This window comes from Shewanella sp. SG41-3 (assembly GCF_014164545.1).
GTDB lineage: Bacteria > Pseudomonadota > Gammaproteobacteria > Enterobacterales > Shewanellaceae > Shewanella > Shewanella vesiculosa.
In genome coordinates this window covers 400,850-415,362 of record NZ_JACJFJ010000004.1, presented here as the reverse complement: position 1 = coordinate 415,362, position 14,513 = coordinate 400,850, and the positions used below count along the sequence as shown (strand labels likewise).

The following is a 14,513-nucleotide window of genomic DNA, read 5'->3' as shown; positions in this document are numbered from 1 at the left end:
TTCAGCTCAGTTTATGCCTTGAGTTTACTGATCTCATTGAGGTTTGTGAATTCGAATTAGCACTCTCATTAATCTCTTTGGAATATAGTATGGACACAATAGTACCAACCGCAGACCCGACTTACTTGCTGATGATCGCTGCGCTAGCCATTATCGCGTTATTAATACTGATTATTAAAATGAAACTGCACGCTTTTGTGTCATTAACATTGGTGTGTGTGGCAACAGCACTGGCCAGTGGTATTAATAGTGATCAAGTGGTGCCAACAATGATGGCGGGTTTTGGTGGCACTTTAGCTTCTGTTGCCTTGCTTGTTGGTCTTGGCGCTATGATAGGGAAGATTTTGGAGGTAACTGGCGGTGCGAAAGTGCTTGCTGATAGTTTAATTTGCCGTTTTGGTGAAGAAAAAGCCCCATTAGCCTTAGGTATTGCTTCGTTATTATTTGGTTTCCCAATATTTTTTGATGCCGGCCTAATTGTGATGATGCCGATCATTTTTAGTGTAGCTAAACGCTTTGGCGATTCACCTCTTAAGTATGCTTTACCGTCTGCCGGTGCATTTGCCGTGATGCATGCGTTTGTTCCTCCACATCCTGGACCGGTAGCGGCTGCAGATTTACTCGGCGCTAACATTGGTTTATTACTCTTTGTTGGCATGATGGTGGCGATCCCCACTTGGTATATTGGTGCTTATTTATTTGGGTTATATGCGGGTAAAAAATTTGATATTCCCGTGTCAAAAGTGTTCCTCAGTACAGCTCCGATTATCGATGTCGATAAGATCCCGAACTTTGCCACGGTAATGTCGATTTTGCTGTTACCTGTGATACTCATTTTTATGGACACTGGGCTAAACACCTTAGCCGTTGCTGGCGTTATCGATGGTAAGTCACCAATAGTTGAATTACTGCGAATGCTGGGTAAGACGCCAATTGCATTACTGATTACCTTATTAGTATGTTTAGTGGTATTTGCCAAAGACTATGGTATGCAACAGCTCGAGAAATTGTGTGGTGACTCATTAGGGCCTATTTGTGCGGTTATATTAGTGACGGGTGCTGGTGGCATGTTTGGTGGCGTATTACGTGCAAGTGGAATTGGTCAGGCATTAGCGGATGCATTGTCACATACAGGTATGCCACTAATCGTTGCGGCATTTGTCATTGCCACCTGTCTTCGGGTGGCACAAGGGTCGGCAACCGTGGCATTAACCACAACAGCGGCGTTAATTGCGCCTATGGTAGCGGCAACCGCTGGATTAAGTGCTTTGGATTTATGTTTTATTGTTATTGCCATTGCAGGTGGTTCAACGGTGTTATCACACTTTAATGATTCCGGTTTTTGGTTGGTTGGACGTTTAATGGGAATGGATGAAAAAACCACCTTAAAAACGTGGACTGTTATGGAAACCCTACTGGGTACTATTGCCTTTATCATTGTGGGTTCACTAAGCATACTGTTATAAATATCAGCCAGTGATGGGGTTGATATTTTCGATACTAAAAAGCCGCAGTAGCGGCTTTTTGTTCATGTAATATAGTGTGTTAATCGCCTTTAGATTATGTAAAAACAAGTTGATTAGTTATTTGGGATCGAGCTTGCTCTAATGCTGAATCTGCCCGCAAAATAAAACTGTCGATAGTATCATCGGCTTGCCAGTTCGACACGCCAACACTGGCGCTAAAACGAATAGGCTTATTGGTTTCTGGTTCTATTAGCGATGTATCGTCGTTGCTATGGCGAATATTCTCGGCAATATTTAAGACTATCTTTTTGCTATTAGCTTGGATGATGGCAATAAACTCATCACCACTCCAACGAGCGATTAAGTCGACTTCACCTAGATTGTTTTGGCAATGTTGAGCAAAATTAACTAAGGCTTTATCACCCATTTTATGGCCAAATAAATGATTAATTTGCTTTAAATCGTCTACGCCGATCAATAAACAATAAAGGTGCTCACGCTTAAGATTAGTATCGGTTATTAATCGCTGACTAAAATGCAATAGCCCTCGTCGATTCAGCACCTTGGTAAGGTAATCAATATAGATTTCCTTATTGAGTAAGTCCTTTAGCAAATAAGATTCAGTAATATCGATCATGGTCATTTGAGTGGCGGGTTGTCCCTCCCAACTGATAACAGTCTCCAGTATTTTTACCCATATGAGACGACCACTTGAATGCAAGCACTGGATATCGACAGTCTGAGGTGTAATGGTATTGGCTAGCAATGCATTGCTAGCCTCTATTCGCTGTGCTTGATAACTAGGTTCAATGATACCCATAATCGATTTGAGTGACATAATACTTTGGCGATTAGGGTAACCAAGTAGGGTCGCGAGTGTTTCATTACAATATAACGGGCTAAAGTTGCGATGCACCAAAACACCTTGAACAGATCCATTGGCTAACTGTTGATAGCGATGCTCACTTTGTACAACAGCTTGTTTGAGTGCGGTGACTTCGGTTAAATCAACAATCGTTATTTGCAGTGCTGTTCGACCTTGCCATTCGACAAGGTGTTCAATGGCTAATACATTAATCGTCATACCAAGACGGTTACGATTAATGTAATTTCGCACCTGAGGCTTTTCAATTCCACTCATTAATGCATAGTAAGTGTGTGCTGCGAGATCCTGTAGTTCAGGATCGATTAACTCTAAAATACTTTTCAGCGCTAAGATTTCTTTAGCGGTTTGATAACCGAAGATTTTTGCATAACTATCATCTGCATACAGTGGTATAAAGTCTTGATGAATAACCACACCAAAAGGAGCATCAGAATTCACAATCTGTCCTTAGTTGAATATTACATTTTAGGCCGCAATTTTCATGGTACGTATACTATTGCTTCTGCAGCCAAGTCAATGCCATGTGTAAATGCGGTAACGTCGACTATTTGAGATCATGTTTTATATTAGAATTAGACAAAAATAGTGCTGCCACAGCAATAAGCTTAACAATGTTATAACATCATTATGGCTATATTGTGTAGTTCTGCTTTTAGTCCATTGATAGCTCTTTTAATTTACGTGTCAGAGTATTTCTTCCCCAGCCGAGGCGTTTAGCGGCTTCTTGTTTATGGCCTTGAGTATGTCTTAACGCTGTTTCAAGTAAGATACGCTCAAATTCAGGCTGAACTTCAGTTAATAAATCACTTTCACCCGCAGCAAGCTTTTCATCAATCCAATCTGTTAACGCGGTTTGCCAATCACTTGCTCCAGCTGTTTTCTGTTGGCTGCTAACCGGATCTTTGAGTAATTCTGGTGGTAAATCCTGTGGTAATATTTCTTGTCCAGAAGCCATTACAGTTAACCATCGACACGTATTTTCCAGTTGTCGCACATTGCCTGGCCAAGGTAAATTAGCCAGTTTTACTGCGGTGGCTTTGGTTAATATTTTGGGCTCTACGCCAATTTCTTTTGCTGCTGTGGTTAAAAAATGATTAGCGAGCTGGGCAATGTCTTCACGACGCTGTGATAATGGCGGTAGGTGAACTCGAATCACATTGAGACGATGAAATAAATCTTCACGGAAGGTGCCTTTTTGTACCAATACTTCAAGATTTTGGTGGGTTGCAGCAATAATGCGAACGTCCACTTGCACAGCTTGATGGCCGCCAACACGATAGAATTGTCCATCAGCAAGTACTCGTAATAACCGAGTTTGCACATCTATTGGCATATCACCAATTTCATCTAAAAATAAGGTACCGCCATTGGCTTGCTCAAAACGACCTTGGCGCACATTCGCAGCACCTGTAAATGCTCCTTTTTCGTGACCGAAGAGTTCTGATTCAATCAAATCTTTTGGAATGGCTGCCATATTAAGCGCAATAAAGGGTTTTTCCTTACGCGGACTGTGTTTGTGCAATGCCCCGGCAACGAGTTCTTTACCTGTACCCGATTGACCATTGATCAATACACTAATTGACGAACGAGATAAGCGACCTATGGCCCGAAAAACTTCCTGCATCGCTGGTGCTTCACCAATAATTTCAGGGGTTTTAATCGAAGTATCTATCACCGGCTGAGGTGTTTGCTCTGTGGCATGAGTCAGTGCGCGTTCTACTAAATTAATCGCCTCGTCGATATCAAACGGTTTGGGCAAGTATTCAAATGCACCCGCTTGATATGCGCTCACCGCACTGTCTAAGTCAGAGTGAGCTGTCATGATGATCACTGGAATATGCGGATAATGCAGCTGTAAGCGATCCAGTAAGGTTAACCCATCAGTCCCTGGCATGCGGATGTCTGACACTATGACTTGTGGTTGAGATGCCTCTAAGGCTTGCCATAAAGATTCTGCAGCAGCAAAGCTGGCTGTTGACAGTGATGCGCCTTTAAGAGCTTTTTCGAGTACCCAACGGATCGAACTATCATCATCGAGGATCCAAACTTGTTCACTAATGTTCATGTTACTACCTCATTCTGCCTACATAGGGCATGCTAGTTATTGTAATGGCAGATTAATAATAAATTCGGTATGACCTGGAACCGAAATACAATCGATGCGACCGCGGTGTAATCGGGCAATGTTGTGTGCAATGGATAAACCTAATCCAGACCCTTCATCACGACCGGTAACCATAGGGTAAAAAAGGGTATCCAATAGTTCAGATGGAATACCTGGGCCGTTATCAATAATCGACAATGCAAGTACCACTTTATAGCGGTGGGTTCCAATCGTGACCTGATGCTGGGTGCGAGTGCGGATAACAATATCTCCGCCACAATGCTCTAAAGCCTGAATGGCATTTTGGACAATATTCAATACAGCCTGTTGCATTTGATCTGAGTCCATTTCAATGTCAGGAATGGACGGGTCGTAATCTCGTTTTAAATGGATATTGTCTGGCAGCGCCATTTCAATCAGTTTAAGCACTTTTTCAATGACTTGATGAATACTTTGTTGTGTATGCTGTGTCGGACGTTGCGGGCCAAGTAAGCGGTCTACTAGATTACGCAACCTATCTGCTTGTTCGATGATTAAGGTGGTAAATTCTTTTAAATCAGGTGAAGTTAGTTCTCGAGATAATAACTGTGCCGCACCACGAAGGCCGCCTAGTGGGTTTTTAATTTCATGAGCTAAGTTACGGACCAAAAATTGTGCAGCTTGCTGTTGCGCGTCCATATTCAGCTGTTGATGAATGCGCCGCTGTTGATCCACTTGACGCAGTTCTAAGATGCTGATGTTATTATCATTTTCAATTGGCATCAAGGTAATATCAACAGTGTGATGCTGACCATCAAGGGTAATCAATACGGCAGTATTAATGGTGAGCCCTTGGCCGGCATTAACGGCATCGCGCAATAACTGTGGCTCAACTCCCATAAGCTGATAAAGTTCAGGAAGCGTTTGTTCTAATAGCTTGTGGTTACCGACCCCCAATAATTGTTCAGCAGCAGCATTGGCATAACATGGCTTGAGCTGATTATTAATAACCAGCACAGCGGTAACTAAGTGATTGAGCAGGTTATTTGTGTCCATTAGCCGTCCTAGTATAGGGTTGCACTATCATATTGCACCGAATTGGTGCAATTCGCAACCCGAAACACACAAGCTCTCACTAAGATAAGTAGTCACACATATTTTTTTAAGTTAATGAATAAACTGATTTTTATCTTATTTACTTGGACTTTCTTGCGGGTCCAAATACAGATGCTTGGTGAAGAAATATCTTTCTAGGAGAGCTTGATGCAAGGACTTTGCCGCTTTGTGTTACAACATTAACAACCAGTGAGTGTTCACCTCGGTTAATGCCGGTTAATGTAAATATATTTGATGCTTGAGGTGGTGCAGTGACAATACCATCAACCAATAATGTCATCATCACACCGCGAGGCAGTTCCGGAGAGACACTTACTGATACAGTGAACGCGCCGTTATTATCTCGAATCGTTGCCTCTTCTTGAGGAGAGGTGATTGAGATTGAGTAGCTAATTGGGGCTTCTTTTGGCTCAGTGGTGTTGATTTTGGTGGGAGTGTTAATGGTTATATTATTCTGCGTATTTTCTTTTAGATCAACAGCTTCAGCATTCTTTTTTGCTTCATCTGAGTAATGCACTTTACCATTTTCATCGACCCAGCGGTAAACGGTTGCGAGGCTTTGCGCGCTTAATAATAATAAACCAATAAGGATGAGAATACGCATAATGCACTCCATAAAACGATAGTCTCAATTAGAGTAGACGTTTTTATAAAAAAAATCAGCTTAAACTGTGTTGTTTAAGCTGAATGTAAGCGGGCACTATTAAATCAATATTGTTTATTAAGGTGCAATAACCCTATATATATTGGCAGCAGTACTCTGAAATTTGTGCCGTACGGATACTAAAGCTCACATTTGGTGCAAGCTGAAAGTGTGTACCTGTAGCATAGACTGCCCATTCAGTTTGACCAGGCAATAACACTTCAAATTCGCCTGAGATGACCTGCATTATTTCACCTTGAGCAGTAGCAAATTCATATTCACCAGGCAACACAACACCTAAAGTTTGTTTACTGTCATCAGCCAACACCACACTTCTACTAATCACTTTACCGTTAAAATACACATTGGCTTTTTTAGCGACGCTTACCTGTTGCAACATACTCATATATTCTCCTTAAAAATCATCTTGAGTCGAATCTATCTGCGTTTACGTAAAATATCTAGTTAAATGTTTTCATCTTGTATCATTAGCGTCGCTTCGCTGTTAGGGCATGACTTCTTCACAGCTAGAATCGCTTCGCTACTAGGGCGTGACTTCTTCACAGCTAGAATCGCTTCGCTGCTAGGGCGTGACTGCGTCACTGCTAGCGTCGCTTCGCTGTTAAGCTGTTGACTTTATAGCCTCTAGCCGCGAAGCGTACTAGCAGCGCAGCGTCCTAGGCTCTTTTGCATTTAGCATGTAGAGACCAGACAACAAAAAGCCCAGATGCAGGCATCTGGGCTTTTTAGGTCTTAATGAGTGTTGCCACTCATTAATGGTAATTAACTGCGGTTATTACGCTTACGCTCGTTTTCAGTTAAGAATCTCTTACGAACACGGATGTTCTTAGGAGTTACTTCAACTAATTCATCATCATCGATGAATTCAAGAGCTTGCTCAAGTGTCAGTGTAATAGGAGTCGTCAATACTTGTGCTTCATCAGTACCTGATGCGCGCATGTTAGTTAGCTGCTTACCTTTCAAACAGTTTACTGTCAAATCGTTAGAGCGAGCATGAATACCCACTACTTGACCTTCATACACTTCAGCAGCGTGACCAATAAACATACGACCACGGTCTTGTAATGCGAATAAGGCGAATGTTAGTGCCTTACCTGTTGCGTTTGAAATCAATACGCCGTTAGCGCGTTGACCAATATCGCCACCTTTGTGTGGACCGTAATGATCAAATGAATGATAAATTAGACCAGTACCAGATGTTGCAGTTAAGAATTCGGTTTGGAAACCAATTAAGCCACGGCTTGGGATAACGAAGTCGATACGTACACGACCTTTACCATCAAGCTGCATGTCTTTCATTTCGCCTTTACGAACACCTAATTTTTCAATTACGGTACCTTGATGATCTTCTTCAACATCAACAGTAACTGTTTCGTATGGTTCACATAACTCACCATCGATTGTTTTTAGAATAACTTCTGGACGCGATACAGCTAATTCATAACCTTCACGACGCATGTTTTCAATTAGAATCGATAAGTGTAATTCACCACGACCTGAAACGCGGAAACGGTCTGGACTTTCTGTTTCTTCAACGCGTAGTGCTACGTTGTGAACTAATTCAGTCTGTAAACGTTCAAGAATGTTACGTGAAGTAACGTACTTACCTTCTTTACCCGCGAACGGAGAAGTGTTTACTTGGAATGTCATCGTTAGTGTTGGTTCATCAACAGTTAACGGTGGCATTGCTTCTACTGCATTCACAGCACAGATAGTGTCAGAGATTTTAAGCTCGCCTAAACCTGTGATGGCAACGATGTCACCAGCATTTGCAATTGGTACTTCAGTACGATCAAGACCCATGTAACCTAATACTTGGCCCATTTTACCGTTACGTGTCTTACCGTCAGCGCCAATAATGGTCACTTGTTGGTTAGTCTTAACGCTACCACGGGTAATACGCCCAATACCGATTACACCCACGTATGAGTTATAATCGATTTGAGAAATTTGCATTTGGAATGGCGCTTCTGCATCAGCATCTGGGAAAGACACTTTCTCAACGATAGTTTGGAATAGCGGCGTCATATCATCGCTCGCTACATCTGGATCTAAGGTTGCAAAACCATTTAATGCCGAAGCATAAACGATTGGGAAATCGAGTTGTTCGTCAGTGGCACCTAAGTTAACGAATAAATCGAATACTTGGTCAATAACCCAATCTGGACGAGCACTTGGACGGTCAATTTTGTTGATAACAACAATTGGCTTAAGGCCTTGAGCGAATGCTTTCTTGGTTACAAAGCGAGTTTGTGGCATAGGACCATCAACTGCATCAACCAATAGTAATACTGAGTCAACCATAGATAGAACACGTTCAACTTCACCACCGAAATCGGCGTGACCAGGAGTATCTACGATATTAATACGGTAGTCGTTCCACTGGATGGCTGTGTTCTTTGCCAGAATGGTGATCCCACGTTCTTTTTCAAGATCGTTAGAATCCATAACCCGCTCAGTAGCTTCTCCACGAGATGCAAGGGTTCCTGACTGCGCCAACATTTTGTCAACCAGGGTTGTTTTGCCATGGTCAACGTGGGCAATAATGGCGATGTTACGTAAATTCTCTAGCACGGATAAACCTCTAAACCAGCAAATAAAAAAAAAGGATCTAACAGTAGTTATTGGTTATAGCTACTGTAAAAAAGCGTGCCATTCTACTTCACAGCAGCTTTTGTAGATAGGATTATTTTTGAACACTTGTAAATCTATCGCTTGCTATGGATTAAAAAACAGCATAAAACGTTTATATATTAAGCATAACCATACTGTAATACAAAAATGTGACATTGTTTAAAATAGCCATATTTACAGGGTGCACTATTATGGACTTTTGCACCATGATGAAACATAGTGGTGCTCGAAGATGGTGCAGATTTATTTTTTTGAAGATTTGATAGAAGTCTCATATCAATAAAATCAATTAGTTAGCGAAGTGGCATGAATATCGCTTATTACAGACCATTATGCACAGATTCGTTTTCCAGATGCACCATCTGGCGAATACCAAGATTATATTAAGGGACAACCCTTTACCCTACCGGAGGCTTGAGAATGTCAGTTGAATCAGTTTTAAAACAACTTGTAGAGTTAGAAGTTAAGTTTGTAGACTTACGCTTTACCGACACTAAAGGTAAAGAGCAGCACGTTTCTATTCCTTCTCATCAAGTAAATGAAGAATTTTTTGAAGACGGTAAAATGTTTGATGGCTCTTCAATCGCAGGCTGGAAAGGCATTAATGAATCTGACATGGTACTCATGCCTGATCCTACAACGTTTGTACTTGATCCTTTTACTGAAGAAACAACCGCACTTATTCGTTGTGATATTTTAGAGCCTGGTACCATGACAGGTTATGATCGCGACCCACGTTCAATTGCAAAAAAAGCTGAGCAGTATCTCATTTCTACTGGTATCGCAGATACAGTATTGATTGGTCCAGAGCCTGAATTCTTCCTATTTGACGATGTCCGTTTTGGTACTGACATGTCAGGTTGTTTTGTTAAAATTGATGCTAAAGAAGCTTCATGGAACTCAGCTAAAAGCTATGAAGAAGGTAACACTGGTCACCGTCCAATGGTGAAAGGTGGTTACTTCCCAGTTGCGCCAGTTGACTCTTCACAAGACTTACGTTCAGCAATGTGTTTAGTGCTGGAAGAAATGGGTCAAGTGGTTGAAGCGCATCACCATGAAGTGGCAACAGCCGGTCAAAACGAAATCGCTACGCGTTTTAACACATTGACTAAAAAAGCGGACGAAATTCAAATTCTTAAGTATGTCGTTCATAACATGGCTCATGCTTATGGCAAGACGGCGACATTTATGCCAAAACCAATCGTTGGCGACAACGGTAGTGGTATGCACGTGCATCAATCTTTGTCTAAAGATGGCGTAAACTTATTTGCTGGTGATAAGTATGCTGGTTTGAGTGACCTTGCTCTTTATTACATTGGCGGCATCATTAAGCATGCTCGTGCATTGAATGCATTCACTAACCCAAGCACTAACTCTTACAAGCGTTTAGTGCCACATTTTGAAGCGCCAGTTATGCTTGCGTATTCTGCTCGTAACCGCAGTGCTTCAATTCGTATTCCAGTGGTACCAAGCCCTAAAGGTCGTCGTATCGAAGCGCGCTTCCCTGATCCACATGCAAACCCATATTTAGGTTTTGCAGCATTGCTAATGGCTGGTCTTGACGGTATTCAAAACAAGATCCACCCAGGCGAAGCGATGGATAAAGATCTATATGACTTACCTGCTGAAGAAGCGGCTGAAATTCCACAGGTTGCGACTTCATTAGAAAACGCACTAGAAAATTTACAAGCGGATCATGAGTTCTTAACTAAAGGCGGCGTGTTCAGCGAAGACTTTATTCAGTCTTATATTCAGCTTAAAACAGCAGAATCTGAGCGTGTAGCACGTACTACTCATCCACTTGAGTTTGAAATGTACTACAGCTTGTAATGACTCAATTGCTTCGGCAATAAATCAGTCAACAAAACCCGATAATCACTTATCGGGTTTTTTTATGTGAAAAAATAACAATATTGTCAGGCTTATTTTTTGTAGTGCGCAATTGTTTGATATTTTTGTGAATAACGTAAGTTTTTAGAGGATTTCACTCAAGAGTGTGATATTTATACCGTTAATCACTCACTCAAAAACGATGTGTTCAATGGATAAGAAAGACCTCAAGCTATTAGAAATACTGCAACGTCAGGGCCGAATGGCTGTTTCTGAATTAGCCGACAAGGTTAATATGTCAGATACTCCTTGTTTGCGACGAGTCAAAAAGCTTGAACAAGATAAGGTTATTTTAGGTTATGGTGCGCAAGTTGATCCGCTAAAGGTAGGCTTGAATGTGGTGGTTTATACATCGGTTCGTTTAACTGAGCATACTGATCAATCAACCGCATTATTTGAATCTACTATGGCGCAACTCCCACAAGTGATGGAGTGTGCAGTAGTGACTGGGGCGTATGATTATGTGCTCAAAATAGTTGCTAAAGACTTAGTTTCCTATGAGCACTTCATCAAGAAATCTCTTGGTAACCTCAAGTTTGTCGCGAGCATTGAAACCACAGTGGTACTAAAGCAAATTTTTAGCCGCACTGCGTTACCGGTAGATGAATCGCCGATCGATTGATCTACCCTTGAATATCAATCAGTTCAACAATCTCCAAAGCAGCTGTCAGAACATCATAGATGACGAATGTAGAGACAGTGCTTTTGGGTATTGAATTGATGTTTTTGCTAATGGCTAGCCTTGCTCCATTGACTCAATAAACTTATTTGATTCAGCGATTGATTTGTTCATGTCGTTAATCAGGCTGGATATGTCGGTTTGTAAATTGGCAAAATCGCCTTTAATGGCCCCAATCGCTTGTGCGTTTAGGTTATGTTTTAAATACAACATATTGTCTTTCATTGCCGTTAAAATGGGTGGCATTTTGGCTTCGGCACGACGCATGCTTTTGACCAGCGAGTTATATGAACGCTTGGTCTCATTGAGTTTGTTGGTGCTGTTGCGGCGTAAACTGGCTTTGCTAATTTCTTCGATTTCAGTTTGCCATTCGTCAAATAATGCATCAGCGACATCTTCGACTTTCTCGATGCGATTGCTGACTTCATCAGCTGCAGATTGAGCTGACTCATACTCATCTTTGGCTTTATTGTAGGCATCTTCTAAATCACCGCCATCAAATGCCAATAATGCCTGCATTTCTGCCAACGCAGAACTAAACTCCTTTTGAGCGTCTTGTTGCGACTCTTTAGCGCTTTGTACTCTATCAACCATAATGTCGCGCTTGTGATAGCCGACTTTTTCCATTGCACCGTAGTAGGCGCTTTGACAACCGCTCAACAGTAAACTGCTACTTAATAGTGCCAGTGATATCCATTTTTTCATCAATGTGTCTCTTTTATTGTGTGAGGCGAAAAAGACTTCGCTGAGGTTAATTATTTGATTAACTGCCTGATTTAAATTTTGCAGCGTCGATGATGCTCCACAAATGGAATAGACCACCAATGATTGCAGGGATCACCAGCACAAAAAAGAAATAGCAAACGGCAGTAATGCAGAAAAATAATAAAGCCGCTAAGATACGCCCTTGTAAAAGCTGCCCTAAACCCGGGAAAAACAAACTCGCGACAGCTGCGAGCACATTGCCCGCCGAACCTTGTTGTGACATCAATTTGCTCCATTATTCGATGACTAATATGTTATAACATTGTACGAAGTTAGTGACTTAATACAAATGTTATCTCCACTAACGAGGTATTAAATAAGGATTATTATGCCCAAAAAGTTTAATTACAGCCCTATTGTGGCTTTTTTGAGTGGGATTTGGCAGTTTCTACTCCATCTCAAACAACGGCTGACAGAAGATCAAATTAATATCCGCGCAGGGCATTTAGCTTATGTGACCCTGCTGTCATTGGTGCCTATGATCGCCGTCACCATGTCGATGTTATCGGCTTTTCCGGTGTTTAAAGGCATTAGAGGTAACATTGAAGGGTTTATTTATAATAATTTTATCCCTGCTGCAGGGGATACGGTTCAAGTTTATATTAATGAGTTTGTTGCCAATGCATCTAAAGGCACCTTTGTCGGTATTATTGCGTTAGTGTTCGTTGCTATTATGCTGATTTCCGCTATCGATAAAGCGCTCAATAATATTTGGCGAATTACTGATAAACGCTCATATGTTGTTTCTTTTTCAATGTATTGGATGGTATTGACCCTAGGTCCCGTGCTCATTGGTGCTAGTTTGGTGGCAACCTCATATGTTGTGTCATTAGAGGTGGTAACTGGCAGTGAGTTGTCTGGATTAGTGCCGTGGATTGTTGAACGCCTGCCGTTACTGTTTTCTGCGGCCTCAATATTACTGTTGTACATGGTGGTACCGAATAAAAAAGTGCAGTTTTCACATGCCTTATTAGGGGCCATTGTTGCAGCCGTTTTGTTTGAAGCCGGTAAAAAAGGCTTTGCGTTTTATGTGACTCAATTTCCAAGTTACGAAGCGATATATGGGGCGCTGGCGGTTATTCCTATTTTATTTGTTTGGGTATATTTATCGTGGATTATTGTTTTGCTTGGTGCTGAAATTACCGCGGCTTTACCAGAATATTTAGAGGGCTTATCTGTCATTGCAGAAGATCTTAAAGCCGAAATATTTTCAGAGACTGAAAAGCAAAGCCTACACAATGTGCATGATCCTTTAGTGGTTGATAAGCCGTCTACTGGATCGGTTTCCTCAACTGATAAGTATTAATCTTGATGACTGAATTACCGCTATTTATTCAACAGCAATTTGTTGATGTGGGTAACAGTCATCAATTACATGTTGCTGAATATGGTTGCGAAAAGGGCCCCGCATTATTGTATTTACACGGCGGCCCTGGTGCAGGTTGTTGCCGGAGTGAGCTAAGCTTATTTGTTAGTACAGGGTTTCATATTTATTTTGTTGACCAACGCGGCGCGGGACGCTCGTTACCATCTGGGTGTCTATTGCACAACACAGTAATGGATTTGGTGGCTGATATTGAAACGCTAAGGTGCACCTTTGACGTTGAGCAATGGTATTTAGCCGGAGGTTCTTTTGGCGCGACATTGGCTTGGTTGTACAGTGGTTTGTATCCTAGCCGCGTGATCGCTCAAGTGTTATGGGGAATGTTTATTCCCTCTCAACTTGGCATAAATTGGTTATATGGACCTAATGGTGCAAGCCAGTTTTTTAATACTCAATATGCACGATTCATTGATGTTCTTGAGCCCAAGCTTACAACGGCTTTACCACAGGCCGATACACATAGTCCGGCCATTGCTATTGATCACCTTATGAATGCTTACCAAGTTGTTCTCAATCATCATAATCCACAAGTAGTTGAAAATGCAGTGCAACACTGGCTTATGTGGGAATATGCATTAGCGCAGCCAAGTCAGTTTATGGGCGAGGTCGCCCAACCGTTAAGCTGCGCGAAAATAGGTCATCATTATGTGCAACAGCATTTTTTTGATGTGTATAGCCAATTTAAAACACTTGCAAGCGCTATTGAGGCCACAACAGTATTAATCCAAGGTGAATATGATTGGGTTTGTCCTCAACATATATTAACGGCGTTTATTGAAGAGTGTGGTCATCAATCTATAGATTATCAGCATGTTAGCGCGGGATATCATGCCTTAACGGATCAAGCCGTTTTTCAAGCCGTTACCCAAGCCATTTTACGTTTAGATAACGCGGCATCTAAGTTCAGCTAATAAACAGCTTCATTTAATAATAATTTGTTAATGTT

13 protein-coding genes are annotated in these 14,513 nt (G+C 41.6%); 5 read left to right on the top strand and 8 right to left on the bottom strand.

Translation table 11 applies throughout. From position 1 onward, the window contains the following. Positions 1–89 precede the first annotated feature (89 nt). Positions 90–1,466 (top strand): GntP family permease, encoded by a 1,377-nt coding sequence (locus H5164_RS10215; protein ID WP_182697720.1) that lies wholly within the window; start codon positions 90–92, stop codon positions 1,464–1,466. Positions 1,467–1,560: 94 nt separating this feature from the next. Here the strand turns inward: H5164_RS10215 and H5164_RS20155 are convergent, their stop codons facing one another. The 6 genes from H5164_RS20155 to typA all read right to left on the bottom strand — a co-directional run bounded on the left by H5164_RS20155 (position 1,561) and on the right by typA (position 8,789). Next, positions 1,561–2,790 (bottom strand): sensor domain-containing diguanylate cyclase, encoded by a 1,230-nt coding sequence (locus H5164_RS20155; protein ID WP_182755925.1) that lies wholly within the window; start codon positions 2,788–2,790, stop codon positions 1,561–1,563. Positions 2,791–3,004: 214 nt separating this feature from the next. Then, entirely contained in the window at positions 3,005–4,417 is a 1,413-nt protein-coding gene (gene glnG, locus H5164_RS10205) for a nitrogen regulation protein NR(I) (protein WP_124017439.1), read from the bottom strand. A 36-nt stretch (positions 4,418–4,453) separates the two neighbouring features. Beyond that, the gene (gene glnL, locus H5164_RS10200) at positions 4,454–5,491 is read right to left on the bottom strand and encodes a nitrogen regulation protein NR(II) (RefSeq protein ID WP_182755923.1); all 1,038 of its coding nucleotides are present in this window, start codon (positions 5,489–5,491) and stop codon (positions 4,454–4,456) included. A gap of 139 nt (positions 5,492–5,630) precedes the next feature. After that, positions 5,631–6,155, bottom strand: a complete 525-nt coding sequence (locus H5164_RS10195) for a DUF4124 domain-containing protein (protein WP_182755921.1) — start codon at positions 6,153–6,155, stop codon at positions 5,631–5,633. Positions 6,156–6,288: 133 nt separating this feature from the next. After that, positions 6,289–6,600 carry a pyrimidine/purine nucleoside phosphorylase gene (locus tag H5164_RS10190; RefSeq protein ID WP_124017442.1) on the bottom strand — a complete coding sequence of 104 codons (312 nt, stop codon included), beginning with the start codon at positions 6,598–6,600 and terminating at the stop codon, positions 6,289–6,291. 377 nt (positions 6,601–6,977) lie between these two features. After that, on the bottom strand, positions 6,978–8,789 hold the full coding sequence (gene typA, locus H5164_RS10185) for a translational GTPase TypA (protein WP_124017443.1): 1,812 nt from the start codon (positions 8,787–8,789) through the stop codon (positions 6,978–6,980). Positions 8,790–9,269: 480 nt separating this feature from the next. Here typA and glnA point away from each other — a divergent pair, with 480 nt between their 5' ends. Together glnA and H5164_RS10175 are read left to right on the top strand one after the other, a co-directional pair. Beyond that, entirely contained in the window at positions 9,270–10,679 is a 1,410-nt protein-coding gene (glnA, locus tag H5164_RS10180) for a glutamate--ammonia ligase (RefSeq protein ID WP_124017444.1), read from the top strand. Between the two features lie 211 nt (positions 10,680–10,890). Then, positions 10,891–11,361, top strand: a complete 471-nt coding sequence (locus H5164_RS10175; RefSeq protein WP_124017445.1) for an Lrp/AsnC family transcriptional regulator — start codon at positions 10,891–10,893, stop codon at positions 11,359–11,361. Between the two features lie 114 nt (positions 11,362–11,475). Here H5164_RS10175 and H5164_RS10170 read toward each other — a convergent pair whose 3' ends face one another. Both H5164_RS10170 and H5164_RS10165 read right to left on the bottom strand, forming a co-directional pair. After that, complete coding sequence (locus H5164_RS10170; RefSeq protein ID WP_124017446.1) at positions 11,476–12,123, bottom strand: DUF2959 domain-containing protein; 648 nt, start codon at positions 12,121–12,123, stop codon at positions 11,476–11,478. 58 nt (positions 12,124–12,181) lie between these two features. Next, positions 12,182–12,406, bottom strand: a complete 225-nt coding sequence (locus H5164_RS10165; RefSeq protein ID WP_011635820.1) for a hypothetical protein — start codon at positions 12,404–12,406, stop codon at positions 12,182–12,184. A 105-nt stretch (positions 12,407–12,511) separates the two neighbouring features. Between H5164_RS10165 and H5164_RS10160 the strand changes: the two genes are divergently transcribed. Together H5164_RS10160 and H5164_RS10155 are read left to right on the top strand one after the other, a co-directional pair. Continuing rightward, entirely contained in the window at positions 12,512–13,489 is a 978-nt protein-coding gene (locus H5164_RS10160) for a virulence factor BrkB family protein (RefSeq protein WP_124017447.1), read from the top strand. 5 nt (positions 13,490–13,494) lie between these two features. After that, on the top strand, positions 13,495–14,478 hold the full coding sequence (locus H5164_RS10155) for an alpha/beta fold hydrolase (protein ID WP_124017448.1): 984 nt from the start codon (positions 13,495–13,497) through the stop codon (positions 14,476–14,478). Positions 14,479–14,513 lie beyond the last annotated feature (35 nt).